Below are 24,620 nucleotides of genomic sequence, written 5' to 3'. Positions count from 1 at the left end.
GGTGTTCCTCTCGTAGAGCCGTCCGCCAATCTTGGGTTCAGCTCATTTATCGGGGAAGGCACCGTGATCGTATGTAGCGCATCGGCCAGATCGATGTATCGAGATGCCGGTGACGGTGCCGAACTATGATTTCGATCAATGACCGGCATTCCACTTGGTGGGGTTCCGCCAATGCCAAATGCGGCCGACCATGGCATCGTGATGTCCGTCACGCCAGCGGAATCGCTGCGCCGATCACCCAAGGAGAGCCATGACCACAACGGACCCCGTTGCGACCACTGTCAGCAAGCTGGCCCGAGGTCTGGACGACGGCCTCATACCCCCAGCGTTGTTCGGGGACGCCGATGTGCACGCAGCCGAGCTTCGGCGAGTGTTCGCGCGCTCATGGCTCTTCCTCGGACTCACAGACGAGGTGAAGGAGATCGGCGACTACGTTCTGCGCCGCATGGGCGAGGACGAAGTGATCATGTCTCGCGGCGCCGATGGCGAGATCCACGTCCTACTCAACAAGTGTCGGCACCGCGGAACCATCGTCTGCCGCGACGATCAGGGCAATTCGTCGCACTTCCGGTGCCCCTACCACGGCTGGACCTACGCAAGCGATGGATCGTGGACCGGTGCACCCAAGCGCCCAAGGGCGTACCGCGACCTCGACCCCAAACAGTGGGGGCTACTCGAAGCCCGCGTCGAAAAGCGCTGGGGGCTCGTGTTCGCCTGCTTGGATCCGAGTACACCCAGTTTCGACGACTACGCAGGCGACGCCCTGTGGTATCTGGAAGCGTTCTTCGGGCTCGACTCTCGGGGACTTGTCAGTCTCGGTGAACCCAACCGCTGGAGCGCGAGCACCAACTGGAAGTCCGGTGCCGAGAACTTCGGTGGCGACAATTATCACGTCGCCACTGCCCATGCATCGGCGGTCGAGATCGGGGTCATCCCCGATCCGCGCGACGGTAACGAGACCAACGCGCAGTTCATCGCGGGTCCCGGTCACGCGTTCACCGCCACAGCCGCGTTCGCGCCGGCCTACGGTTTGGGCCCGTTCGGCCACTCCCCCGAGGTGTGGGCGAATTTCGACCAGGCCCACGTCGACGACAGCCATCTCGAACTCCACAAGACCCACTACCTCTTCACCGGCACTTTCTTCCCCAACTTCAGCGTCTTTCGCTTCCTCGGGGCGCCGACGGCGACGGGTCTCATCCCGATCTACCTCATGCTTCGCGTGTGGCAGCCGGACGGACCGCACAAGACGGAAGTGTGGAACTGGCTCTGCTGCTATTACGCCGAGCCCGAGGAACACCGGGACGGAATCTACGCTGCGGGACTGGCCATCCTGGGCCCAGCTGGGCTGCTAGAGCAAGATGACATGGCAATTTGGGAGGGCAGCACCGTCGCAGGTCGAAGCGTGATGGCCGAGACCCTGGATATGCGCTTCAACTATCAGCTCGGTCTCGGGAACATGTCTGTCGGTGGTGTGGTGGACACTCTCGCTGGACCGGGACAAGCTCACGACAAAAGCTACAACGAAAGCAACCAACGCGCCTTCATGCAGCACTGGCTGACGATGATGGAGACGGAGATCAACCCATGAACCAGTCCTCGCCGAACTCACTTCTCAACGTAGACGGTGACTCCCCCCCACCCGCCATCGGCTTCCACGTCGACGAACGAACGTTGTTGTTGCTCTCGACCTTTCGAGCCTTCCTGGACCACGAGTCGCGGATACTCGACGACTCGCGCCGACTGTGGGAATGGTTCGCCCTGCTGACCCCCGACATCACGTACTCGGTTCCGGTTCGACTCTCGCGCGAGCGACGATCTCGATTCGGAGAGTTCTCCCCGAAAGCGCGTCACATGCAGGAGGATCACGCGTCACTGCGAATGCGCATCGAACGTCTCGACACCGAGCACGCGTGGGCGGAAGAGCCACCATCTCGGCTACGTCGCGTCGTCTCGGGCGTGGAGATCCTCAACCAGACCGGTTCCGGCGAGTACGAGGTGGCAAGCTCGTTCCTGCTTTTCCGTGGCCGAGACCGCCTCGAGCCGGACCTTCTTGCCGGTCAGCGCCACGATCGATTGCGTTTCGACGGTAAGAACGTGCTCCTGGCGCGCCGAACCATCTACCTCGAGCACACCGTGCTGCCCACGGCCAACCTCGGCATCTTCCTATGACCGAGGACGACGAGACACTCGTCGAGTTCCGCGTTTCCAACGAGTTCGCCTTCGTGGACGTAGCCCTTCAGAAGTTCGGCAACGGCGAGCGTCTCATGGTGCGGTCCCACTCACGCAATACGTCGATACTTCTCGATCCGGTCGTCTTGGAGGTCCTGTCGTCGCTGACGCCCCCCGACCTCGAAGCCCTGGTCGCCCGCGATCTCGACCGCTGATCACCGTACGAAAATTCTGCCGAGGAGACACCGTTGTTCACAGTAAAAGCCGACAGGTCGATATGCCAGGGGTATGGCAACTGCGCCATGGACGCACCGGAGTCGTTCGATCTGGACGACGACGGTTTGGTCGTAGCCCTCAAGGCTCAGTTCACCGAAGACGAGCGAGAGGTTGTCGCGGCGGCCGTGCACTCGTGCCCGGTCCGAGCGTTAAGCTTGGCTGAATGAGCGGCGGCGGCAAGCACCTTGTGGTGGTCGGAACAGGAGTTGCCGGCTTCCGCACCGCCCAGGTTGCCCGCCAATCGGGGTGGGTAGGAGACATCACGATCGTCGGGGATCAGCACCACCTTCCGTACGACCTGCCCCCGTTGTCGAAACAAGTCCTGCAAGGCATCTGGGACTCGTCGCGTTCTGCACTCGTCACGGCCGACGAGTTGGCGGCCTTGTGCATCGAGTACATAGCCGCCGATCCTGCTGAGAGACTGGGTATCGCAGCAGGCACGGTCGTGTTGAGGAGCGGACTAAGACTGACCTACGACGCCCTCGTCATCGCCACGGGCGCCTCCGCCACGAGTTGGCCAGGCGCGGAGGGCGTTCACACGCTACGCACGCTCGACGACGCCGAGCGACTGAGAGATCACCTCGCGGGTGCCCGAGACGTCGTCGTCATCGGCTCCGGATTCGTTGCAGCAGAGGTGGCGGCGACCGTTTCGTCGGCGTGGTCAGCTACCGTCCACCTTGTCTGCCGTGGAGATGGCCCGTGCCACCGCTCTATTGGCGCGCCCGCTGCACGCTGGCTGCGCACCGTTCACGAGGCGAACGGGGTGGTGGTCCATGCCGGCTGCTCAGCCCAGTCCGTCGAAAAGCTCGATGGTCTACGCCACGAAGTCACACTCGACGACGGCACCCGCATCGAAGCCGACGTGGTGGTCGCGGGGTTGGGCGCAGCACCGAACATTGGATGGCTGAGGGGATCTGGAGTTCCTATAGACGGAGGAATACTGACGGACGATGTCGGCACGGTGCTGGGCGCGGCGACGGACCGCCCAATTTACGCCGTAGGAGATTGCGCCCAGTGGCAGTGGCAAGGTCGACGCGAACCTCGCGGACAGCACTGGACACGCGCCACCGAACAGGCACGTGCCGTCGGCGGCCTGCTGGGGAGCGGCGAGGCGGGTGATGAGAAAAAACCACTGCCATACGTGTGGTCCGACCAATTCGGCGCAAAGCTCCAGATCATCGGCGACATCGACCAGAGGGACGACGTTGCCAGGGTCACCTCGACGGCGACCACCTTCCTGTCCGTACACGCCAAGGACGGTGTCGTGATGGGCGTGGTGGTGGCAGGGCAACCGCGTCTCGCAATCCAGCTCCGCCGCATGGTGCGAGAGGCTGCCGATCTCAAAACAGTTCTCGACGCTGTGCCGCCAGTTCCGACCGCGTGAAGGCGCTCGAACTGAACTCCCCAGACGCGGCTTCCCGCCTTGCCTGTCAAATCGGTTGCTGAAGTTGCCGATTCGATCAGCCAACGAGTTCCGCGCCGCGATGACGCTGCCAGCAGACCATCGTGAAGGCGCGTGGTCGGTACTCTGCGCGAAACCGCTGACACAAGCGGTGCCAACTGAAGTTGAGATCGGTCACATAAACGTCCACCGCACAGCTTGCGTATAACAGCAGTTCGGGGGTTGTCTCCTGCGCCCGAAGGGATTCGAACCCTTAACCTCCTGGTAGTAACTAACACGGATTCACGGACCGGCATGCATCCGTATACACTCTGAGCTGCCGATATGGGAGTCCAAGTATCCACCACAGTTCAGGTGGAACCACCCGAACCGACGATATAGGTCGGATATAATGCGAGGTTTCTGCGCCCGCACGACTGAGCAACGAGTGCAAGGAAGATGGTCTGGCGCGGGAGAGAGCGGTACGATGAGGCACTGCTGTCGGTCTCGCCTGGGCGTCCGCGCTTGTGCGAAGTGCATCGCGACCGAATTCGCTGACGCTGACGCTGCCGTTATCCAAGCACTGGAGATGCGACATGTCGGCGTAACCATATTCTTGAGTACATGACATCGTCAGCGCAGCAGGGCCTGTCTCTGGAAGAAATCCGACAGTTTGCAGTGGCGGCTTCTAACATCGGTCAATCCGTTGCCCACTTCGCGCTCGATACAACACGATTCACCGCTATCTACCGTGAGCCGAACGAGTCATCTCTTGACGAGATCGACCGATATGTCGGTGATGACGGGGATGTCGTCGACCCACTCTTGTCTTCGCACCGCCTCGCAAAGTTCTACTTGATTTCAGCAGGTGACGCCCTGTTGTCGTGCTGTGAGCTGGTTGGCCGGGACTTTCCCATGCACGTCGGGTCGGGCGCACTGGCGCGCGTCACTGCCGAACATGCGTCGAAAGCCATGTTTCTGGCGGACCCGTCGATCGGATGGAGGCTGCGAATTTTACGTGCGCATGCGTTGATCGTTGCTTCCCTTAGCGAGTACAAGTCATCAAATGAGCTTGGTGCTCGTCAGCTTATCGCCGCATGGCAGGGTTGGCGTGCGCGGACGTCCAAGACGTTTCAAAATCTTCCCAAACAATCAGCTAGCAGCTCACGAAAGTTGATCGAGAGTCAGTTCAAGGACGTTCTCGCTTACGACGAGCTAAGCCGCCCTACTCACGGCAACGCTGTTTGGCTGACTCTTTCGGTGATTCAAGAGCAGAAAGGTACCAATTACGCCCGGGTCGTCACGCTCAGAAATCTGAGATTCGCGCTCGATGCGACACTTTCGGCGAGTCGGCGATTGTGCGAGCTGTGGGCCCTCGATCCCGCGGATGTCCTTGCTCAGACAAACCGTCGACTCGGCGCAGGCCAGGAAGGTCGGGAATGGTCGGACTTACTGGATTCGTGCGGCTATGTTCGTTCGACTGTCGACTATCTGTCACAAACAGTGACGGTTGATTCGACGCCGGACCCGCAACCGAACAGGTGAACCTACTTCCTAGGGTGGGATGTCGATTCACTGACCGCGTGATGGTGGTGGACTGGCTATAAGCCAATTTCGTTGACGGCATTCCCAACGAGAGGAGCGTGTTCCCGCCGGTACACCTTGACGGAGTCGAGGCTGGCATGTCCGGTCTGGCGGGCGAAGGCGGTTCCGTCTGCACCGTTGCGAGTGCCTTGGGTGACGAAGCCAGCGCGGAGGGAGTGCCCACCTAGCTTGGCTAGCTCGGCGGGGTCGAAGCCGGCTTGTTCGGCACGGCACCGGATAGTTTGATGGATCGCGGCCCCAGACAGTGCGGTGATACCGAGGTTGCCATTTTTGGCCACCGCCCGAAGCAGCGGTGCGCAGGCGGCGGTACGGGGTACTCCCCCGCGGCACACGTGCTCGGTGAACGCTTCAGGCTTTCGGAGTAGGCGGATGACGGATGGCCTTCCACCAGCGTCGAACGCGGCCACGACCTGGACCCATCGGACGTACGCGCAGGGTGGGCAGGTCTCACGGGACTCGGTGTACGGCAGTGCTTCACCGCTCCCCTGCCCTCTTGGTCGGTCTTCGATTTCCGTAACTGGATGTGGAGGCCGTCGTGCCGATGCACCGTGACGTCCCCGCACACCATCTCCGACAACTCGCTGCGGCGGTAAGCGCCGGCGAACCCGAGGAGCAGGATCGCGGAGTCGCGGCGTTCGAGGACCTTATCGGCCCAGCCTCGGCATCGTTCTCGGGCGGCCCCGACGAGGAGTTTGATGTCATCGACGAGGAGCGGATCGCGTGGTCCGCGGGGTCGGTCCCCCGCGGCGGCGTACTCACGCCGAATCCCCGACAAAGTCGCGGTGACCAGTTCGTGCGCGGACGGCGAGAGATGCCCGGTTATGGGGTGTTGATGGTTGATCGCGGCGATCCACGTGCCGAAGGTGGCAACGGCCTAGGCCCGCTCTCCTGCTTCGGTTCGGGTGTCGGCGGCATCGACGAGATACGCGGCAACAGTGATGGGGTGCGCCGGCAGCGTCACGTGACCGTTCGTTTCGCACCAGCTAGTGAAGGGCCGCGTAGGTCCTGCGCGTACGACTCCACGGCACTCACGCTCCGCTTCGCGAAGGCGGGCGGAATCCTGGCCGACAGCAACGATCTGCCGCCCACGGTGCCCTCGACAGTGCTCACCGCAGGTGCGCGGCCTGGCCGGAAGTCCATGGAAGCAGCCTAGCGCAGGTCACCGACACGACTGCAGAGCAAAACTGTGCTGACCGGGCGTTTTAGCTTGCATGGTGCGGAAAATGCAATTTACGAGGCTGACATCGGCCATTGCAAGGTCGGTCGAATTACCCGGCATACGGGTCCAGATCGGTCGACGCGAACGCGGGTGGCTGACCGCCGTCAGGGATCGAACGGTTCCCACAAGAGGTTGATCCGGGATTCGAGATTCACGCCGGTCGAAGCGTCCGAAACCTCGGCTCAGTTAGGGCGGTCGAGGCGGACATCTGTGGACTCCGAAAATCAACTAAGGATCGAGTAGTGACACTGAGCGGCACGGAGCCCTATTCTGGGCCCAAAAAAGCGGCCCCGAATTTCTTCGGAACCGCTTTTAAACTGCAATGTGTCGGGCTGACAGGATTTGAACCTGCGACCACTTGACCCCCAGTCAAGTGCGCTACCAAGCTGCGCCACAGCCCGCCGCGCCTCGAAAGGCGCTTGCTGAGATTACCCCAGCCCTACCCCTGAGAGGAAATCGCCTGCTCAGGGGCGGGGCCGGGCTACATCAGCGGTTGTTGCCCTTGCCCGGCCGTTCCCGCTTCTCGCGGATACGCACCGAGACGCGCACGGGGCTGCCGTCGAAGTTGAACTCCTCACGCAGTCGCCGCTCGATGAATCGGCGGTAGCCGGCCTCGAGGAAGCCGGTGGTGAACAGCACGAACGTCGGCGGCCGAGTGCTGGCCTGCGTCGCGAACATGATTCGTGGCAGACGTCCGCCACGCATCGGCGGCGGAGTGGCCGCCACGACCTCCTTGAGCCACGTGTTGAGGCGTCCGGTCGGCACACGCTTGTCCCACGACTCCAGAGCCGTCTCGAGCGCAGGCACGAGCTTCTGCACCGCACGGCCCGTCTGCGCCGAGATGTTCACTCGTTGCGCCCAGGGCACCCGAGCGAGATCGCGGTCGATCTCCTTCTCGAGCTGCTGACGACGATCGTCGTCCACCAGGTCCCACTTGTTGAACGCCAACACCAACGCTCGGCCGGCATCGGCGACCATGCTGAGCACGCGCATGTCCTGCTCCGAGATCACCTCGGAGGCATCGAGAAGCAGAATCGCGACCTCGGCGGCCTCGATAGCAGACTTCGTCCGCAGCGACGCGTAGAACTCGGCACCACTGGCATGGCTGACACGCTTGCGCAGTCCAGCGGTATCGACGAATCGCCATGTCTTGCCGCCCAATTCGACCAACGAGTCGACGGGATCGACAGTGGTTCCGGCAACATCGTGCACCACCGAGCGCTCGTCACCCGAGAGCTTGTTGATCAGCGACGACTTGCCCACGTTCGGCTTGCCGACCAGTGCGACACGCCTGGGTCCCCCACCGGGGATGCCCTCACGCGGCGTCTCGGGCAAGGCCTCGAGCACACGGTCCAGCAGATCACCGGTACCGCGGCCGTGAGTCGCGGAAACCGACAACGGCTCCCCCAGACCCAGCGACCACAGTGCGGCGACCTCGGACTCGGTGCGTCCGTCGTCGACCTTGTTGGCCACCAACAGAACCGGAGTCTTCGACCGGCGCAGCACTCGCGCCACTGCCTCGTCCGTCGTCGTCGAACCTACCCGCGCGTCGACGACCAGCAGGATCGCGTCGGCGGTGTGCATGGCCAATTCGGCTTGGCGCGCAACGGATGCCTGCAGGCCCTTGGCGTCGGGTTCCCAACCGCCGGTGTCCTGCACCAGGAAGCGTCGACCACTCCAGTTCGCCTCGTACGACACCCGGTCGCGGGTGACGCCGGGAACGTCCTCGACCACTGCTTCGCGTCGCCCGATGATGCGGTTGACGAGCGTCGACTTGCCGACGTTCGGTCGGCCCACCACGGCGAGAGTCGGTACGGCTACGGCATCTTCGCCGTCTTCGCCCTCGTTGAGGTCGACGTACTCCCACTCGCCCTCGTCGCTCCATGTTCCGTCGCCCGCGGCTTCCGCTGCGCCTGAGAAGAATTCTTCACTCACTGCACTGCTCCACTTCTGTCGTTCACCACGAGCAGCAAACGCTCGATCACGCCGTCGAGATCCAGCTCGCTGGTATCGACGATCACCGAATCCTCGGCGGGACGAAGCGGTGACACTGCTCTCGTCGAATCTGCGTGATCGCGGCGTTGCACGTCCGCGAGCACGGATTCGTAGTCGTCTACGCGACCCTGTTCGATGTTCTGCTTGTTGCGACGCTCTGCCCGCGCTTCCGGTGAGGCAGTCAGGAACACCTTCACGTCGGCGTCGGGAAGAACGACGGTGCCGATGTCGCGGCCCTCCACCACGATTCGCGTCGACGAGCTCGCAAGGTCGCGCTGCATCTGCACCAAGAGCTCGCGCACCGCAGGCACTGCGGACACGGCAGAGACGGCCTTGGTGACTGCATCGCCGCGGATTTCGCCGCTGACATCTTCACCGTCGAGCAGAACGGTCTCGGACAGCGGGTCCTTGCCGATCTCGAGGGGAAGCGCCGCAACAGCTTTCGCAACGGCGTCTGCATCGGTGGGCTCGACGCCCGAGCGCAGCACCCATACCGTCGCGACGCGGTACATCGCTCCGGTGTCGAGGTAGCTCGCTTCCAGTGCCGACGCGAGCCGGCGCGATACCGACGACTTGCCGGTGCCCGAGGGCCCGTCCATCGCCACGACGAGCGCACTCATCACAGGCCCACGGATTCGTAGAGCTTGCCGATCTCGCCGCGACCGAGAACACGCAGTGTTCCCGGACGCTGATCGCCGAGCACGATGTTGCCGACATCGGTACGCACGAGGCGTCCGACCGGGAAGCCGACCTTGTCGAACAGCCGACGCACGATGTGCTTGCGGCCCTCGTGCAGGGTCACCTTGACGAGCGACTTGCCGTCCGAGATGTCGAGCAGCTGGAAGCCGTCGACCTTCACCGGGCCGTCGTCGAGGGTGACGCCTTCACGCAGCTGCTTGCCGAGCGTGCGGGGAATGGTGCCCGACAACGTCGCGAGGTAGGTCTTCGACACCTCGAACGACGGGTGCATCAGGCGGTGAGCAAGATCACCGTCGTTGGTGAAGAGCAACAGGCCCTCGGTGTCGGCATCGAGGCGGCCGACGTGGAACAGTCGCTGCCCCGCCTGGACCCGCTCGGAGACGATGTCTCCGACGCACGGGCGTCCCAGATCGTCGGACATGGTGCACTGCCATCCACGCGGCTTGTTCATCGCGAGGTGAACCAATTCTTCCTTCACGACCACACGAGTGCCGTCGACACGGACCACAGCGATGTTCGGATCGATGCGGATGCCCTGTTCGGTGACGATTCGTCCGTCGACCTCGACGCGGCCGTCGGCAATCAGTTCCTCGGCGGCACGACGCGATGCGACGCCGGCCTGCGCGAGAACCTTCTGCAACCGAACGCCTTCACCGACGGGCACGTGCTTGCGCGGTGAGGAATCGGTGTGCTGATGCTTCGCCGGCTTGGCGTTGCTGATCGTGGTCGACGGAACCTGCTTCTTCTGCGGCTTCGGCGGCTTGGGACGCGACGGCTTCTTGCGAGGAACGGCGTCGTTGCTACGGTCGTTCACGCCGGTCTCGACAGGCTTGTGATCGAAGGATTCTTCCTGCTCGACGCCACGGCGAGGGGCAGGTCGGGCTCCCGTACGAGGGGCTCCGGTGCGTGGTGCGCCTGCGCGGGGTCCCCCGGTACGCGGGGCTCCAGTGCGAGGTCCCCCGGCGCGGGGAGCGCCGTCACGGGGCGCATCGTCGCGGGTGCGATCTCCGCGGCGTGCGTCACGCGGAGTGTCCGACCTACCTGCGGTCGGCTTCCTGCGTGGGTCTTGTCTCTTGTTACGGTCCGGTGTGCCATCACGGCGAGCGGGCTTGTTCACTTGTCTTACCTATCAGTCGTCCGAGTCGAGCTCGGCTGCCGGATCGGGTTTCGATCCGCGGTTCTTGGTGGAGCGGGTCATTCTCGGGTCGGTGTCCATGCTGTCACTGATCTCGTCGATCAGGTCCACACCCGGCAACAGCGGCGCCAGTTCGGGTAGATCACCGAGCGATGCGAGCCCGAGCCGTTCGAGGAACAACTCGGTGGTGCAGTACATCGTGCCGTTCGTCTCCGGGTCGGTTCCTGCTTCGGAGATCAGTCCACGGGCGAGCAACGTACGCATCACTCCATCGACATTGACTCCTCGCACGGCGCTGACTCGCGCGCGGGTCAACGGTTGACGATATGCGATCACGGCCAGGGTTTCCAATGCCGCGCGTGTGAGCTTGGACCGAGCGCCGTCCAGAAGCAGCCGTTCGACGTACGGCGCATAGGCGGTTCGGGTGTAGAAACGCCAACCGTCGCCGGCGTAGCGGAGGTCGATTCCGCTGGTTCGTTCGGTCAGTGCCGCGGCCATCGCCGTCAATGCCGCGCGCACGCGGGCGACCGACGCACCCACGGCCGAGGCGAGCTGCTCGTCCGAGGCCGGTGTGTCGACGATCAGCAACACAGCTTCCAGAGCCGAGGAGAGGGTCGCGTCGTCGAGCTCCTCGGAACTTTCGGCGTCCTCGAGCTCGAGTTCCGGGTCGACACTCATGCGTAGTCCTCTTCCGTGACCACGATGGGTCCTTCGTCCTTACCGGTCCAACTCACTCGAAGATCGCCGAGCGGCTCGGGCTGCTCGAAGGCGATCACCTGTTGCCGGAACAACTCCAGCAACGCCAGGAATCGCGCGATTATTTCGACCTGCACCTCGCAGTCCTGCACCAACTCCGAGAACGACGCCCACTCGTTGAGGCCTCGGCCCTGCAGATTCTCGAGCAGCCACGCCGCCTGCTCGGGAATCGAAACTGCGTGCTGATGGATGTGATCGAGCCCCACCTGAGGAATCGGCTTGGGCCGAAAAGCGGCAGCGGCGATGTCGGCGAACGTGGCCGGGTCGACGCCGAGCAGCACCTCGGGAATCAGATCGGCGTACCTGTCCTCCACCGACACCGATCGCGGATAACGCCGCAGCGCAGCAGCTTCCAGCTCACCGAACAGCAGAGCGACCTGTTTGTAGGCCCGGTATTGGAGTAGCCGCGCGAACAGTAGATCTCGAACTTCGAGCAGCGCCAGATCCTCGGCGTCCTCCACATCACCCGAGGGCAGCAACCGAGCTGCCTTGAGATCGAGCAATGTCGCGGCAACGACGAGAAATTCCGTCGTCTGGTCGAGGCCGACGTCGGCACCGAGCGACTTGGTGAACGAGATGAAATCGTCGGTGACGGTGTGCAACGCCACTTCGGTGACGTCCATGCGGTGCTGACTGATCAGCGACAGCAACAGATCGAACGGGCCCTCGAAGTTGAGCAGCCGCACCCGAAATTTCGACGGATCCGCGTCGGCCGGAACCTCGATCGGGGCCTCGTCGGTTGCGTCGACGGTCACGGACCCGACCGGTAGATCACCTCGCGCGCAAGGGCGCGGTACGCCTGTGCGCCGCCGGATTTCGGAGCCCAGGTGGTGATCGGCTCACCGGCCACACTGGTTTCCGGGAATCGGACGGTGCGGGTGATCACCGTGTCGTAGACGACGTCGCCGAACACCTCGACCACTCGCGTCATCACCTCACGCGAGTGCAGAGTGCGAGCGTCGAACATCGTCACCACGATGCCGGCCAACTTCAGACGTGGGTTGAGCCGATCGCGCACTTTCTCGACGGTGTCGTTGAGCAACGCCAGTCCGCGGAGGCTGAAGTACTCGCACTCCATGGGAATCAGCACTTCGTCGGCACACGTGAGCGCGTTGACCGTCAACAGGCCGAGAGACGGCTGGCAGTCGATGAGGACGTAGTCGTAGCGATCGAGAATCGGATGCAGCACCCGCCCGAGTGTCTGCTCCCGGCCGACCTCGGTGACCAGCTGAATCTCGGCTGCGGAGAGATCGATGTTGCTGGGCATCAGATCGAGGTTGTCGACGCGAGTGCGCATGATGATGTCGTCGGCAGAGACCTTCGCTTCGACGAGGAGGTTGTAGACCGTCAGATCGAGCTCGTGATGCGCGACGCCCAATCCCGCGGACAGTGCGCCCTGCGGGTCGAGATCCACGAGCAGCACTCGACGGCCGTAGCCGGCCAACGAGGCACCGAGATTGATGGTCGACGTCGTCTTGCCGACGCCACCCTTCTGGTTGCACATCGCGATGATCTTGGCCGGGCCGTGACCGGCCAACGGTTGCGGATCGGGGACGGCCCTGGTCTTGCGACCGGTGGGCCCGAGCTCGTTCGGCGCGGGGATGATGTCGCGTGTCTCCCGACTGGATTCCGGTTGACGCGTCTGGAACAGGGCGCCGTCGAGATGTGGATGATCCAAGCCTGACTCCGCCGCTGGCGGCTGCGGTGTCGACACGTTCCAGCGCTCCCCTGTCCCGTTCGTCTTCGAGTAGTTCACGCAAACGCTACCGCTTGACGCTCGTGCAATGTCATCGGACACGCTGACGCACGGTCGCCGGCCTCGTGCTAACGGGCCCGTGGATGCGCTCCCGCCCACACTTCACGCAGCGTGTTGACGGTGACGAGAGTGTAGATCTGCGTCGTCGTCACCGATGCATGCCCCAACAGCTCCTGCACGACGCGGACGTCGGCACCACCGTCGAGCAGATGAGTGGCGAACGAATGCCGAAGGACGTGCGGCGAGACCCCCGCGGTGATTCCGGCCCTTTGTGCGGAGTCCTGGAGCACCTGCCACGCACTCTGCCGAGACAACCTGCCGCCCCGGACGTTGAGGAACAGCGCAGGATTCGAGCGCGAGACCAGCCCCGGTCGTCCGCGCACCAGATACGCGTCGACGGCCTCGATCGCAGGTCGCCCGACCGGGACGACGCGATGCTTGCCGCCTTTGCCTCGCAGCAGCACCGAGCGGGCCTCGGTGTCGATGTCGTCGACGTCGAGCCCGACTGCCTCGGAGATACGAGCCCCGGTGGAATACAGCAATTCCAGCAGGGCCCGATCCCGCAGTCCGCGCGGGGCATCGGGACCGGCGATCGACGCCGATTCGAGCAACGCCACCACCTGATCGACGGGTAGCGACTTCGGCAATCGCTTCGCCGGCTGGGGCGGCTTGACCTCGCTCGCGACGTTGCGCTCGACCATGCCCTCCGCGAGCGCGAACCTGTGCAGACCCCGTACCGCGATCAACGTCCGAGCAGCCGAACTCGCTGCGAGAGCGGGGAATTCGTCATCACCGCGCCGCAGATAGAGCACGAACTCGGTGATGTCGTTCTCGGCGACCTTCGCCAGATCGGTGATGCCGTAGCCGCTGAGGAAGCGCGCGTACCGCACCAGATCGCGACGGTAGGACGACACAGTGTTCGGTGCCGACCCGCGCTCGACCACCAGATGGTCGAGATACGTCTGAATCTGCTGGCCGATCACGGTCGCTACTTTCGTGAACTCTTCCGCTTCTCGAATGCCGTCGGCAGATCGGGCCACGGGGCATCGGCCGGGCGCAGTTCGGTACCGGCGGCGCGCGCCGCAGCGAACGCGAGAACGCCCGCAACGGCGGACGCGTTGACGATCTCCCCTGACAGCGCGCGACGGACAGCCTCGTCCATCGGCACGTAGGAGAGTTCGATGTCGGCTTCCTCGTCGTGTGCCTCGGGCCGATCGACCTCGGTCAGGCCCTGAGCGAGGAAGATCCGCACGGCCTCGTCGGTGAACCCGGGCGAGGCGAGCACATCGACCAGAACCGACCACGTCTGCGCGGCGAGCCCGGTTTCCTCGGCGAGCTCACGCTGGGCCGCCAGCACCGGCTGCTCCCCCGGCTCGTCCAACAGACCGGCAGGCAACTCCCACAGTCGACGACCGACGGGATGCCGGTACTGCTCGATCATCACCACACGATCCTGATCGTCGACGGCGAGGATCCCGACCGCGCCGTGATGCTCGATCACCTCACGCTCGGCCTGACGACCGTTCGGCATCGAGACCTGATCGAGCCGGAGCGCAAGAATCGCACCGGAGTACGGCACCGTCGAGTCGAGGGTGGTGAACTCGTGCCGGGGCTCGCTCATCCGACGGTCTCGGCGGCGGCGTCCGCCTCCTCCGTCTGAACCGTATCTCCGTGCACGTCGACCGGCAGACGCTCCGCGGCCTTGTACTTCAGCGCCGCATTGATCAGCGACGCGAACAGCGGATGCGGACGGGTGGGCCGGCTCTTGAGCTCCGGATGCGCCTGCGTGGCCACGAAGAACGGGTGCACCGACGCAGGCAGCTCGACGAACTCGACCAGGTGGCCGTCCGGAGAAGTACCGCTGAACACCAAGCCGCTCTTGGCAATTCGATCCCGGTAGTCGTTGTTGACCTCGTAGCGATGACGGTGGCGCTCCGAGACGGTCTCGGTGCCGTACGACGCTGCGACGACCGAACCCTTCTGCAGGGTCGCCGGGTAGGCACCGAGGCGCATCGTGCCACCGAGATCGGCGTCACCGGCGACGGCGTCTTCCTGATCGGCCATCGTGGAAATCACCGGATCCTTGGTGTCCGGGTCGAACTCGGCGGAATTGGCGTCGGTCAGACCGACCGAACGAGCCGCCTCGATGACGACACACTGCAACCCGAGGCACAACCCCAGCAACGGAATCTTGCGCGTACGTGCGAACTCGATGGCACCGAGCTTGCCCTCGATACCGCGGATACCGAAGCCGCCGGGAATGAGGACGGCATCGACATCGCCCAACGCGGCCTGCGCCCCCGCAGGCGTCGAGCACTCGTCGGACGGAACCCACTTGATCTCGACCTTGGCCCGGTGCGCGAATCCGCCTGCACGCAGCGCCTCGGTGACCGACAGGTAGGCGTCGGGCAGGTCCACGTACTTGCCGACCAGGCCGACGCGCACGGTTTCACGCGGCTGGTGGACGCGCTCGAGCAGTCCACCCCAGATGGTCCAGTCGACATCCCGGAACGGCAGACCGAGCTGACGGACGACGTACGCGTCCAGGCCTTCCTTGTGCAGCACCTTGGGAATGTCGTAGATCGACGGCGCGTCGGGCGTGGAAATGCAGCCGTCGACGTCGACGTCGCACATGAGCGCGATCTTGTTCTTCAGTCCCGGCGGCACGTCCCGGTCGCAACGCAGGATCAACGCGTCGGGCTGAATACCGATGCTGCGCAGTGCCGCGACCGAGTGCTGGGTGGGCTTGGTCTTGAGTTCACCGGACGGAGCCAGGAACGGAACCAACGACACGTGCAGGAAGAACACGTTGTTGCGGCCGACGTCGTGGCGCACCTGACGCGCTGCTTCGAGGAACGGCTGCGACTCGATATCGCCGACGGTACCGCCGATTTCGGTGATCACGACGTCCGGCTGGTGCCCCTGCAGGTCCGGGCCGTTCATCGCGAGAATGCGACGCTTGATCTCGTCGGTGATGTGCGGGATGACCTGGACGGTGTCGCCCAGGTACTCGCCGCGACGCTCCTTGGCGATGACCGTCGAATAGACCTGGCCGGTGGTGACGTTGGCGAAACCGGACAGATCGCGGTCGAGGAATCGCTCGTAGTGTCCGACGTCGAGGTCGGTCTCGGAGCCGTCCTCGGTGACGAAGACCTCACCGTGCTGGAACGGGTTCATCGTGCCGGGATCGACATTGAGGTAGGGATCGAGCTTCTGCATGGTCACGCGCAGTCCGCGTGCGGTCAGTAGCTGGCCGAGGCTGGAAGCCGTCAGGCCTTTTCCGAGCGAGGACGCGACGCCCCCGCTGACGAAAATGTGCTTGGTGTCGGAACGCGACTGAAGGCGTGACAATGAGGCTCCCGTGACGAGTCTGCAGGGCTTGCTCCTATCAGGGGGCTGATAAGAGAGGTGAAGCGTGGAAATTGGGCCTGCTACCCACGGGACTTCACGGTAACACCAGTACCTACCTCACCGCCAACGACACGCTCGTTCCGACGACGATCAGCTCGCCGGCGCTCCGACGGTGACGGCGTTCGCGTTGGGTCCGGTGCCGTAACGGCCCGACGCCCCGTCCAGCTGCTCCGCCAACGCGAGAACAGTGGTGATCCGTCCTGCTTCACGGTCGACGTTGTCGACTGTGCTCAGAGCCGACGACAGCGCCGAATCGGCTCGCACGACGGCGATGGAACCGTTGCCCTCTGCTGCGCCGGATCGGCCCGCCAGTACCGCGCCTGCACCGCGTGAGTCGAGTGCGCCCGCGAACCGCGCGACGATGGCACCGCGATTGCCGTCCTCCACGTCCGAGGTACCGGAACCGGTGACGACCACTGCCAATTGAGCGGGCGCGACGGCACCGTTGTCGTAGGCGATGAACCCGCCGCTGCGCAGCGTCTCGAGCGCCAGCGAGAGCTCCTCGGGAGTCGACTGCGGCTGGGCTGTCTCTGCGTTGAGCAGCAGCACCGAACCCAGCAGGTCTCCGGCGAGGCTGCCCTGGTCCACCGCGCCGGTGCGCAACTGCACGCCGGCGGGAATGACGTTGGTCAGGCGAGTACGAAGATCGTCACCGTTCGCAGCGGAGACGAACGAATCGGTCAGCGACACCCGACCGGTGACGGTGGCACCCGACGCTCCGATCGACCGTGTGACACCGTCGACGTCACCAGGATCGGCGTCAGGAGTAGTGATGACCACGACGGAACGATCGACCAACGCGTCTCGCAGAACCCGGCCCGACACCGCAGCGTCGAAGCCGTCGGCAGAGTTCAGCTGCTCGCCGAGCTGATTGTTGGTCGCCTGCAGATCGTCCACCTGAGTTTCGAGACCGGTCTTGTCGTCTCGAAGGCCGGAAACCAGTCCGCTCGAGAGCAGACCCGAACCGAGCACGATGCCGATGGCCAGTGCCACGAAGACCGCAGCCAGCGAAATGGCATGTTGGCGAAGCGAAATCACGAAAGCAACCCCTGGAACCACAGAGCGAACCGGTTCCACAGATCGATTGCCCAATCCAGCGCTTCACCGCCGATGTTGGACACGGCCAACGCCACGATCACAGCAACGAGCGCAGCCAGAATCAACAGCGCGATCGCACCGCCGGACACCCGGCTGCGATACAGCGTCGCAACAGCTTTGGCGTCGACCAACTTGGCACCGACCTTCAGACGCGTCATGAATGCCGCCGGGTTGGTGTTGCGTCGACCACGATCGAAGAACTCGTCCAGGCTGGCCGGGCTACCGACCGACACGATCAGTGAGGCCCCGTGATGATCGGCCAACAACAGCGCGAGATCGGCAGCGGCACCGGTGGCCGGGAACGTCATGGCACCGATACCGAGATCCTGAATGCGTTCGAGACCCTGCGCATGTCCGTCGGAATCCGCCGGAAGAACCACCTCTGCACCGCATTTGAGCGTCTGCGCCGTGACGTCCTCGGGATCGCCGACGATGAGGTCGGGGCGATGACCCGCCTTCATCGCGGTGTCGGCACCCGCGCCGACGCCGATGATGACGGGCGAGTACTCCTTGATGAACGGCTTGAGGTTCTTCAGATCCTCGGCGTGACCGGGGCCGTCGGCCACGATCACCACATGGCGACCCTTGAGGTCGATGTCGATGTCCGGTACTCCGACGCCGTCGATGAGCAGCGGACTCTCGGTTCGGATGAACTCGATCGTATTGCCCGAGAACGCTTCGAGATGGTCGACCAGACCCGTCTTGGCCTCGATCATCTTGTCCGAGATCTCGGCTTCGCTCTGCTCCTCCCCCTTGGCGAGGCGCCGATCGCCGGTGTAGACACCGCCGTCGTTGAGACGAATCTTGGTGCCGTCCTTGATCTTCTTGAAGATCTCGGTGCCGGCCGAGTCGATCAAGGTGATCCCGTTGGCCACGATGGCCTCTGGACCCAGGTTCGGGTAGCGACCGGAGATCGAGGGCGATGCGTTGACGACCGCGAGCACCCCGGCCTCGACGAGTGCATCGGCGGTCAGGCGGTCCAGGTCGAGCTCGTCGAGCACGACGATGTCACCGGGGCCGACCCGTTTGAGGAGCTTGGCCGTGTTGCGATCGACTCGCGCGATACCGGTGATTCCGGGCAGCGAATCCTGACTACGTGACAGCAGAGCCGGCATCTTCATGAGAACCATGATGACCCGATCGACACGCCCGGCGATGGAGGCGCGCCGAAACAACTACCACACTGATCACATCAGCACCAAAAGTTACAGCGCGGCTCGATCGGCGTTTGCGGTGGCCAGCAGCTCCTCGGCATGCGCCCGACCGGTCTCCGTGTCGTCCAGACCCGCGAGCATCCTCGCGAGCTCGACAACGCGCTCCGACGAGGACAGCGTCCGAACCCCACTGTTCGCCGCACCCTTCTTCGCATCGGTCTTGTCGACCACCAGGTGCGTATCGGCAAACGCTGCGACCTGAGGCAAGTGGGTGACCACGATGACCTGGTGCGTGCGAGCCAATCGGCCGAGTCGGCGACCGACCTCGACGGCCGCCCGGCCACCCACCCCGGCGTCGACCTCGTCGAAGACCATCGTCGCGCCCTTGTCCGAGCCCGCCAGCACCACTTCGAGTGCCAACATCACCCGCGACAGCTCACCACCCGACGCACTCTTGCTGATCGGAAGCGCCTGGGCACCGTCGTGCGCGGACAGACGAAACTCGACCTCGTCGACGCCATTGCTGCCCGCATGCAGTTCGGCCCCGTCGACGACGATCGGAGCCGTGTCGGACGGCCCGGCGGCAAGTACGCGAACATCGATCTGCAGCTTGGCTTTTCCCATCGCCAATCCCGCCAGCTCGACGCTGACCGCCTTCGAGAGCTTCACCGCGGCCTTCGCACGGGCCGCACTGAGCTTCGACGCAGTCGCCGCGACGTCGACCGCAGCCGCGTCGACCTTGGCGCTCAGCACAGCGAGAGCATCGGCCGAGGTGTCGATGTGCGAGAGCCGCTCACGGGCGTCCTCCGCCCATGCGATGACCCCGTCGACATCGGCGGCGTACTTGCGCGTCAACGACTTCAGCTCGGCCTGCCGATTGAGGATCGCGTCGAGCGCACCCGGATCGGACGGCAGATCCGCCAGATACGAGGTGAGGTCTGCGCCGATGTCGCCCACGATCGCCATCGCGTCGTTCAGTCGCGGCAGCAGCTCGGTCAGAGCCGCGTCCTCGGCGTGTTCGAGGCGAGAGCGAGCCTCGCCCAGCAGGTACAGCGCGGACGCAGTGTCCGACGCCTCTTCGGTACTCCCGACGAGTGCAGCCGAGGCACCTTCCGCGGTCTCACGCAACGAATCGAGGTCGCCCAGCCGTCGCACGTCCTCGGCCACGGAGCGGTCCTCGCCCGGCTCCGGAGCCAGGGAGTCGATCTCCTGTAGGCCGAACTGCAGCCGGTCGGCCTCCTGCGCCAGTTCGCGGCTGCGTTCGGTGCGGTCGATCAACTCGTTGCGAGCATCGAGCCACGTCTTGCGCGCGGTGCAATACTTCGAGACCAGAGACGCCACCGTATCCCCGGCGAATCTGTCCAGGGCGGCGAGTTGCTGATCGGGACGCAGCAGACGCAACTGGTCGTTCTGACCGTGCACCGTCAGCAACGAGTCGGTGAAGTTCGACAGCACCGATGCGGGCACGCTGCGCCCACCGAGGTGCGCACGAGAGCGACCGTCCGAGTTGACGGTACGGACGGCGATGATCGAATTGTCCTCGTCGCGTTGACCTCCCGAGGACTCGAGTACCTTGTCGACGTCATCGATCACCTGCTCCGACGCGGTATCGGTACTGAATCGCCCCTCGACCACAGCACGCTGCGCGCCGAGTCGAACCCGGCCTGCGTCGGCGCGGGCACCCGACAACAGGTGCAGACTGGTGACCACCATGGTCTTACCGGCACCGGTCTCGCCGGTGAGTACGGTCAGCCCCTCGTGAAACTGTGCGCTGGCACCGGAAATGACTCCGAGGCTGTCGATCCGAATCTCTTCGAGCATTCCTACCTCGCTCTCCCCCGCCACCCGGTCACGGGCAGTTCGAATTTCTTGACCATGCGATCGGCGAACGGTGCCGAATCGAGTCGAACCCATTTGATCGGTGACGCTCCCCGAACCACCTCGACGCGAGCGCCCGCCGGCAGGCTCAATGTCCGCCTGCCATCGCAGAATACGAATCCCGCGTGTCCGCCGGCATCGATCTCGACCGCGACGATCGACTCGGGACTGGTGACGAGCGGCCGCGCGAACAAAGCGTGTGCGTTGCTCGGAATGACCAGGATCGCTTCGAGTTCCGGCCACACCACAGGTCCGCCGGCCGAGAACGCGTACGCCGTCGAGCCTGTCGGTGTGGAGATCAGCACGCCGTCGCACCCGAATGCCGACACCGGTCGACCGTCGACTTCGAGGACCACCTCGAGCACTCCGAGCCGGGACCCGTTCTCGATGCTGGCTTCGTTCAGCGCCCATCCGCGATCGACCACCTGGTCGCCGACGCGAATCGCAATGTCCAACGTCATGCGTTGCTCGATGCGGTAATCCCCGGCGATGACGCGGGCCAGTGCACCTTCGAGGTGGTCGGCTTCGGCCTCCGCCAGGAACCCGACGTGGCCGAGGTTGATGCCGAGCACCGGGATGGACGCTGCTTGCGCGAGTTCGGCTGCGCGCAGGAAGGTCCCGTCACCGCCGAGAACGAGAACCATCTCGCAGCCGACAGCCGCGTCCGGTCCGAAATCGACGACGTTGAGCTTCATGTCGGCGACGAACACGTGGTCGTGTTCCTCTGTTTCGGAGGCTTCGATCTTCGATGGCTCGACCTCGTCCACGAGCACGCGAAGGCAGATGCCCGCTTCGTCGAACACCTTGCCCACCCGACGCGCGGTTTCGGCGATGTCCGGTCGACCAGGATGGGCGACGAGAAGAATCTCTCGAGTCGACTCCCGTTCCGGTGCTGCGTGGGACGGAGTCACTGTGGTCCTTCCTCGATCGCGAGCCGGACGAGTTCCGTGATGTCGGCGCTCGGCGAGTCCTCGCCTGCACCTGCCCTCAGCCACAAAAAGTACTCGACATTGCCCGACGGCCCCGGCAGCGGGCTTGCCGCGACAGCTCGGACAGTGAGATTCAAGCCGACGGCCGAGTTCGCCACATCTTCGACGGCCTCGGCTCGCAGCGCAGGATCCCGCACCACACCACCGGCACCCACACGATCCTTGCCGACCTCGAACTGTGGCTTGACCATCAACACCATGTTCGTACCCGGCTTCGAGCAGGCAACGAATGCGGGAAGAACGAGCTTCAGCGAGATGAACGACAGATCTGCGACGATCACGTCCACCGGTCCACCGATCGTCTCGGCGTCGATCGACCGAACGTTGGTGCGGTCGACGACGTGGACGCGGTCGTCGGATTGCAGGCGCCACACCAGCTGCCCGTATCCCACGTCCACGGCAACCACCTCACGCACGCCGCGACTGAGAAGTACGTCGGTGAAACCACCGGTGGATGCCCCTGCGTCCAGACAACGAGCGTGCTCGACCGTCAAGCCGAGCGGCTCGAATGCGTCGAGAGCGCCGAGCAACTTGTGGGCACCGCGGGAGGCCCACGAGATCTCGTTGTCTTCTTCTGCCACCAACAACGGTGTGCCCGGTTCCACGGCGGTCGCGGGCTTCGAGGCGACGGTCCCGGCGATCTTGACCCGGCCTGCTTCGATCAACTCCGAAGCGTGCTCACGAGATCGGGCGAGTCCACGTCGAACCAGCTCGGCGTCGACACGTGCGCGACGAGCCACGTCAGGTCTTGTCGACGGTGGTCAGGGCGCGCACGAGTACCTCGTGCGCGCGGTCGAGCAGACTCGCATCGCGCGTGAGGGCGTCGGAGTCCACAGCCTGGGATCCCTCGTCGTCCGTCGACTCGATGGTGAGCTGATTCAGCAGCGAAGAAACTTCGGTGCGAACAGTGTCCGGATCTGCCGACGACTCATCGACGGCACCGCTCGGCCGGTGCTGTCCTGGTAGTGGAATAGACGCGCTCATCGCCTCTCACGCTATCGGATGGGTACGACGAACGCCCGATCGCCGCCGCCCTCCGACCGCTGCTGTCGAATGCGGTGTCAGCACCCGAGCAGCGAACGCAGATCGCCGAGCCGATCCCCCTCGAAGCGAACGTCCGAGAAGGCCGGGCCGGACCAGGCCACGTGCAGTGTGGCGAGCGCACCCTCGAACGCATCCGGCGTACCGTCCCCGCTGTACCGCACCGACAGCACCTCGTTGTCGATACCGACCGTCCAACCGGTCTTGCTGCCGACGCTCGACGCGATCTCGTCCCTGTTCAGGACTCCGAGATCGGGACCTATATGAGTCGGCCGCAAATGCCGAGGCGCACGGAGCAACTCGGCAGCGGTACTCACGCCGGTCAACACCAGCAGCGACGGCAAACCGATTTCGTTCGCTCCAGCGATATCGGTGTCGAGCCTGTCTCCGACAACCAGGGCCGAACGTGCTTCGCTGCGCTCGATGGCGTCGTGCATGATCGGAGCGGCCGGCTTGCCTGCCACGATGGGCTCGATGTCGGTGGCGTTGCGAACCGCCGCGACCATCGAGCCGTTCCCCAGCACGAGTCCTCGCTCGGTCGGCAAGGTGGCATCGATGTTCGTAGCCACCCACAGCGCACCCGCACGGATGGCGAGGACAGCCTCGGCAAGCATCTTCCAGCCCGTATCGACGGAGTGACCCTGCACCACGGCCACGGGATCATCGTCGGCAGACCTGACCGGCTGCAGACCGACCTTGGTGACCTCATCGGCCAATGCGTCGGTGCCGACGACGAGCACCCGTGAACCCGGGTCCAGCTTGCCCGCGAGTACCCGAGCGGCCGCCTCGGAACTGGTGACGACGAACTCTGCCGAGGTAGCGAAGCCGAGACTGCGTAGATGTTCGGCTACGTCCTCGGGGGCACGACTGGCATTGTTGGTGACGAAGTACTGCTTCTCGGAGCCACCCGACAGTGCTTCGACTGCACCGGGAATGGGATCCTTGCCGGCATAGACGGTGCCGTCCAGGTCGAGCAGTAGAACATCGTGGGCGTCGCGTAGCAACGTCACTGACTGCCTCCGGACAGCTCCTCGACCCGCTCTTCGGCGTCGGTCTCACCATCGACATCGGCTGCCGCAGCGTTGAGGAACCATTTCACACCTTCGTCGACGCGACCTGCCGCAACCAGCGCATCGGCGTAGACGTAGAACAGCCGAGCGGCAGCGGTTCCGGATCGCGACGCGTCGAGGTCCGGGGTCTGCAGCGTGACGACGGCCTGGTCGTACTGGTTCAGGTCCATCCGGGCACCTGCCACGACGATTCGAAGCTCCGACGCTTCCTCGCCGGTCAACTCGCGGGCCTCGTCGCTGCGACCGAGTTCGATTGCGCGCTCGGGACGTCCGAGTCCGCGCTCGCAGTCGGCCATCACCGCGATCAGACCCGGTCCGCCTGCCATTCGTCGGGCGGCGCGAAGCTCGGACAATGCCTCGGCCCACTCACCGGCGTGGTACGCCGCGATACCTGCGGTCTCGCGCACTACGGCGATGCGGCCGGCTCGCTGACGAGCAGCGCGCGCATGCAGCAGCGCCAACTGCGGATCGTCGTCGAGCAGTCTGCTGGTCATCACCAGGTGACGGGCCACTGCAGTGGCATTGTTCTTGTCCAAGCTCAGCAGATCCCGGCGCACTGCCGGCTCGAGCTGGCCGGCTTCGACCTCATCGGGCAGATCCGGCTCATCGGGACGCGGCGGTCGACGGTCGGACGACGCGCTGTTTCCGCGCCGGTCTCCGGAGAACCCACCTTCACCGCCACGTCTGCGGGGAGGACCGTCGGAACGACGCGGGTCTCCGCGGCGGTCCTGAGCGCGGGGGTTGCGGTCTCGGGACTCGCTCGGGCGGTTGCCGCCGTCCCCTCGGGAGGGGCGACGATCGTTGTTGTCTTCCGACACGGGCGTCCTTTCGGAATTTCGATACAAACGCAAAAAGGGGACCCACCAAGTGGGTCCCCTTCTTACAACGGGTGTTCGGCGGTGTCCTACTCTCCCACACCCTGTCGAGTGCAGTACCATCGGCGCTGGAGGGCTTAGCTTCCGGGTTCGGAATGGGACCGGGCGTTTCC

The 24,620-nt window shown here is 64.4% G+C and carries 23 protein-coding genes, 1 tRNA gene, 1 rRNA gene and 1 pseudogene; 6 read left to right on the top strand and 20 right to left on the bottom strand.

Features of this window, described 5'->3' with window-relative positions; translation table 11 throughout:
• The first annotated feature begins 250 nt into the window (after nt 1–250).
• From CH251_RS05345 to CH251_RS05320, 6 genes are all read left to right on the top strand, one after another.
• Nucleotides 251–1,588 (top strand): Rieske 2Fe-2S domain-containing protein, encoded by a 1,338-nt coding sequence (locus CH251_RS05345; RefSeq protein ID WP_094612216.1) that lies wholly within the window; start codon nt 251–253, stop codon nt 1,586–1,588.
• A complete protein-coding gene (locus CH251_RS05340; protein ID WP_094612214.1) occupies nt 1,585–2,169 on the top strand; it encodes an aromatic-ring-hydroxylating dioxygenase subunit beta in 585 nt (194 codons plus the stop codon). Before CH251_RS05345 ends, CH251_RS05340 begins: the two co-directional genes overlap by 4 nt.
• Complete coding sequence (locus CH251_RS05335; protein ID WP_094612212.1) at nt 2,166–2,384, top strand: hypothetical protein; 219 nt, start codon at nt 2,166–2,168, stop codon at nt 2,382–2,384. The genes CH251_RS05340 and CH251_RS05335 overlap by 4 nt, the downstream gene beginning before the upstream one ends.
• 33 nt (nt 2,385–2,417) lie before the next feature.
• The gene (locus CH251_RS05330) at nt 2,418–2,612 is read left to right on the top strand and encodes a ferredoxin (protein ID WP_094612210.1); all 195 of its coding nucleotides are present in this window, start codon (nt 2,418–2,420) and stop codon (nt 2,610–2,612) included.
• The gene (locus tag CH251_RS05325) at nt 2,609–3,829 is read left to right on the top strand and encodes an NAD(P)/FAD-dependent oxidoreductase (RefSeq protein WP_094612208.1); all 1,221 of its coding nucleotides are present in this window, start codon (nt 2,609–2,611) and stop codon (nt 3,827–3,829) included. Before CH251_RS05330 ends, CH251_RS05325 begins: the two co-directional genes overlap by 4 nt.
• Before the next feature lie 621 nt (nt 3,830–4,450).
• Entirely contained in the window at nt 4,451–5,371 is a 921-nt protein-coding gene (locus CH251_RS05320; RefSeq protein WP_094612207.1) for a hypothetical protein, read from the top strand.
• 56 nt (nt 5,372–5,427) lie between these two features.
• On the opposite strand, the pseudogene CH251_RS28220 reads toward CH251_RS05320, so the two are convergent.
• The 20 genes and pseudogenes from CH251_RS28220 to rrf all read right to left on the bottom strand — a co-directional run.
• A pseudogene (locus CH251_RS28220) lies at nt 5,428–6,571 on the bottom strand (integrase).
• A 406-nt stretch (nt 6,572–6,977) separates the two neighbouring features.
• Nucleotides 6,978–7,051 (bottom strand) — tRNA-Pro (locus tag CH251_RS05310).
• Nucleotides 7,052–7,136: 85 nt separating this feature from the next.
• Nucleotides 7,137–8,585 carry a ribosome biogenesis GTPase Der gene (gene der, locus CH251_RS05305; RefSeq protein WP_094612206.1) on the bottom strand — a complete coding sequence of 483 codons (1,449 nt, stop codon included), beginning with the start codon at nt 8,583–8,585 and terminating at the stop codon, nt 7,137–7,139.
• Nucleotides 8,582–9,265, bottom strand: a complete 684-nt coding sequence (gene cmk, locus CH251_RS05300; RefSeq protein ID WP_094612204.1) for a (d)CMP kinase — start codon at nt 9,263–9,265, stop codon at nt 8,582–8,584. The genes der and cmk overlap by 4 nt, the downstream gene beginning before the upstream one ends.
• Nucleotides 9,265–10,461: a pseudouridine synthase gene (locus CH251_RS05295; RefSeq protein WP_094612203.1), complete on the bottom strand. Its 1,197-nt coding sequence runs from the start codon at nt 10,459–10,461 to the stop codon at nt 9,265–9,267. The genes cmk and CH251_RS05295 overlap by 1 nt, the downstream gene beginning before the upstream one ends.
• A 12-nt stretch (nt 10,462–10,473) precedes the next feature.
• Nucleotides 10,474–11,157, bottom strand: coding sequence for an SMC-Scp complex subunit ScpB (gene scpB, locus CH251_RS05290; protein WP_094612202.1), 684 nt, complete (start codon nt 11,155–11,157; stop codon nt 10,474–10,476).
• Complete coding sequence (locus CH251_RS05285) at nt 11,154–11,990, bottom strand: ScpA family protein (protein WP_094612200.1); 837 nt, start codon at nt 11,988–11,990, stop codon at nt 11,154–11,156. Before CH251_RS05285 ends, scpB begins: the two co-directional genes overlap by 4 nt.
• Nucleotides 11,987–12,913, bottom strand: coding sequence for a ParA family protein (locus CH251_RS05280; RefSeq protein ID WP_373454918.1), 927 nt, complete (start codon nt 12,911–12,913; stop codon nt 11,987–11,989). The genes CH251_RS05285 and CH251_RS05280 overlap by 4 nt, the downstream gene beginning before the upstream one ends.
• A 146-nt stretch (nt 12,914–13,059) precedes the next feature.
• Nucleotides 13,060–13,974, bottom strand: a complete 915-nt coding sequence (gene xerD, locus CH251_RS05275; RefSeq protein WP_094612199.1) for a site-specific tyrosine recombinase XerD — start codon at nt 13,972–13,974, stop codon at nt 13,060–13,062.
• Nucleotides 13,975–13,979: 5 nt separating this feature from the next.
• The gene (locus tag CH251_RS05270) at nt 13,980–14,612 is read right to left on the bottom strand and encodes an NUDIX hydrolase (protein WP_094612198.1); all 633 of its coding nucleotides are present in this window, start codon (nt 14,610–14,612) and stop codon (nt 13,980–13,982) included.
• Nucleotides 14,609–16,342, bottom strand: a complete 1,734-nt coding sequence (locus tag CH251_RS05265) for a CTP synthase (protein ID WP_094612196.1) — start codon at nt 16,340–16,342, stop codon at nt 14,609–14,611. Before CH251_RS05265 ends, CH251_RS05270 begins: the two co-directional genes overlap by 4 nt.
• Before the next feature lie 150 nt (nt 16,343–16,492).
• Complete coding sequence (locus CH251_RS05260) at nt 16,493–17,440, bottom strand: copper transporter (RefSeq protein ID WP_094612251.1); 948 nt, start codon at nt 17,438–17,440, stop codon at nt 16,493–16,495.
• A complete protein-coding gene (gene steA / locus CH251_RS05255) occupies nt 17,437–18,621 on the bottom strand; it encodes a putative cytokinetic ring protein SteA (protein WP_094612249.1) in 1,185 nt (394 codons plus the stop codon). Before steA ends, CH251_RS05260 begins: the two co-directional genes overlap by 4 nt.
• Before the next feature lie 84 nt (nt 18,622–18,705).
• On the bottom strand, nt 18,706–20,475 hold the full coding sequence (recN, locus tag CH251_RS05250) for a DNA repair protein RecN (protein WP_179275128.1): 1,770 nt from the start codon (nt 20,473–20,475) through the stop codon (nt 18,706–18,708).
• Between the two features lie 2 nt (nt 20,476–20,477).
• Nucleotides 20,478–21,443 carry an NAD kinase gene (locus tag CH251_RS05245; RefSeq protein ID WP_094612193.1) on the bottom strand — a complete coding sequence of 322 codons (966 nt, stop codon included), beginning with the start codon at nt 21,441–21,443 and terminating at the stop codon, nt 20,478–20,480.
• Nucleotides 21,440–22,261, bottom strand: coding sequence for a TlyA family RNA methyltransferase (locus tag CH251_RS05240; protein ID WP_094612191.1), 822 nt, complete (start codon nt 22,259–22,261; stop codon nt 21,440–21,442). The genes CH251_RS05245 and CH251_RS05240 overlap by 4 nt, the downstream gene beginning before the upstream one ends.
• Before the next feature lies 1 nt (nt 22,262).
• Complete coding sequence (locus tag CH251_RS05235; RefSeq protein ID WP_094612189.1) at nt 22,263–22,505, bottom strand: hypothetical protein; 243 nt, start codon at nt 22,503–22,505, stop codon at nt 22,263–22,265.
• A 77-nt stretch (nt 22,506–22,582) separates the two neighbouring features.
• Complete coding sequence (locus tag CH251_RS05230) at nt 22,583–23,572, bottom strand: HAD-IIA family hydrolase (RefSeq protein WP_094612187.1); 990 nt, start codon at nt 23,570–23,572, stop codon at nt 22,583–22,585.
• Nucleotides 23,569–24,450 (bottom strand): hypothetical protein, encoded by an 882-nt coding sequence (locus CH251_RS05225; RefSeq protein ID WP_082322671.1) that lies wholly within the window; start codon nt 24,448–24,450, stop codon nt 23,569–23,571. Before CH251_RS05225 ends, CH251_RS05230 begins: the two co-directional genes overlap by 4 nt.
• Nucleotides 24,451–24,523: 73 nt before the next feature.
• Nucleotides 24,524–24,620, bottom strand: a 5S ribosomal RNA gene (gene rrf / locus CH251_RS05220); the annotation flags it as partial.

The organism is Rhodococcus sp. 06-462-5, from assembly GCF_002258315.1.
Classification (GTDB): Bacteria; Actinomycetota; Actinomycetes; order Mycobacteriales; family Mycobacteriaceae; genus Rhodococcoides.
The sequence above is the reverse complement of the archived record's forward strand: the minus strand, read 5'-3'. Positions and strand labels throughout refer to the sequence as shown.

What these genes read in the sequence shown, in the direction of transcription:
- CH251_RS05345 (WP_094612216.1), top strand. Translation starts at nt 251, where the DNA reads ATGACCACAACGGACCCCGTTGCGACCACTGTCAGCAAGCTGGCCCGA.
- CH251_RS05340 (WP_094612214.1), top strand. Translation starts at nt 1,585, where the DNA reads ATGAACCAGTCCTCGCCGAACTCACTTCTCAACGTAGACGGTGACTCC.
- CH251_RS05335 (WP_094612212.1), top strand. Translation starts at nt 2,166, where the DNA reads ATGACCGAGGACGACGAGACACTCGTCGAGTTCCGCGTTTCCAACGAG.
- CH251_RS05325 (WP_094612208.1), top strand. Translation starts at nt 2,609, where the DNA reads ATGAGCGGCGGCGGCAAGCACCTTGTGGTGGTCGGAACAGGAGTTGCC.
- CH251_RS05320 (WP_094612207.1), top strand. Translation starts at nt 4,451, where the DNA reads ATGACATCGTCAGCGCAGCAGGGCCTGTCTCTGGAAGAAATCCGACAG.
- cmk (WP_094612204.1), bottom strand. Translation starts at nt 9,265, where the DNA reads ATGAGTGCGCTCGTCGTGGCGATGGACGGGCCCTCGGGCACCGGCAAG.
- scpB (WP_094612202.1), bottom strand. Translation starts at nt 11,157, where the DNA reads ATGAGTGTCGACCCGGAACTCGAGCTCGAGGACGCCGAAAGTTCCGAG.
- CH251_RS05270 (WP_094612198.1), bottom strand. Translation starts at nt 14,612, where the DNA reads ATGAGCGAGCCCCGGCACGAGTTCACCACCCTCGACTCGACGGTGCCG.
- steA (WP_094612249.1), bottom strand. Translation starts at nt 18,621, where the DNA reads ATGAAGATGCCGGCTCTGCTGTCACGTAGTCAGGATTCGCTGCCCGGA.
- recN (WP_179275128.1), bottom strand. Translation starts at nt 20,475, where the DNA reads ATGCTCGAAGAGATTCGGATCGACAGCCTCGGAGTCATTTCCGGTGCC.
- CH251_RS05235 (WP_094612189.1), bottom strand. Translation starts at nt 22,505, where the DNA reads ATGAGCGCGTCTATTCCACTACCAGGACAGCACCGGCCGAGCGGTGCC.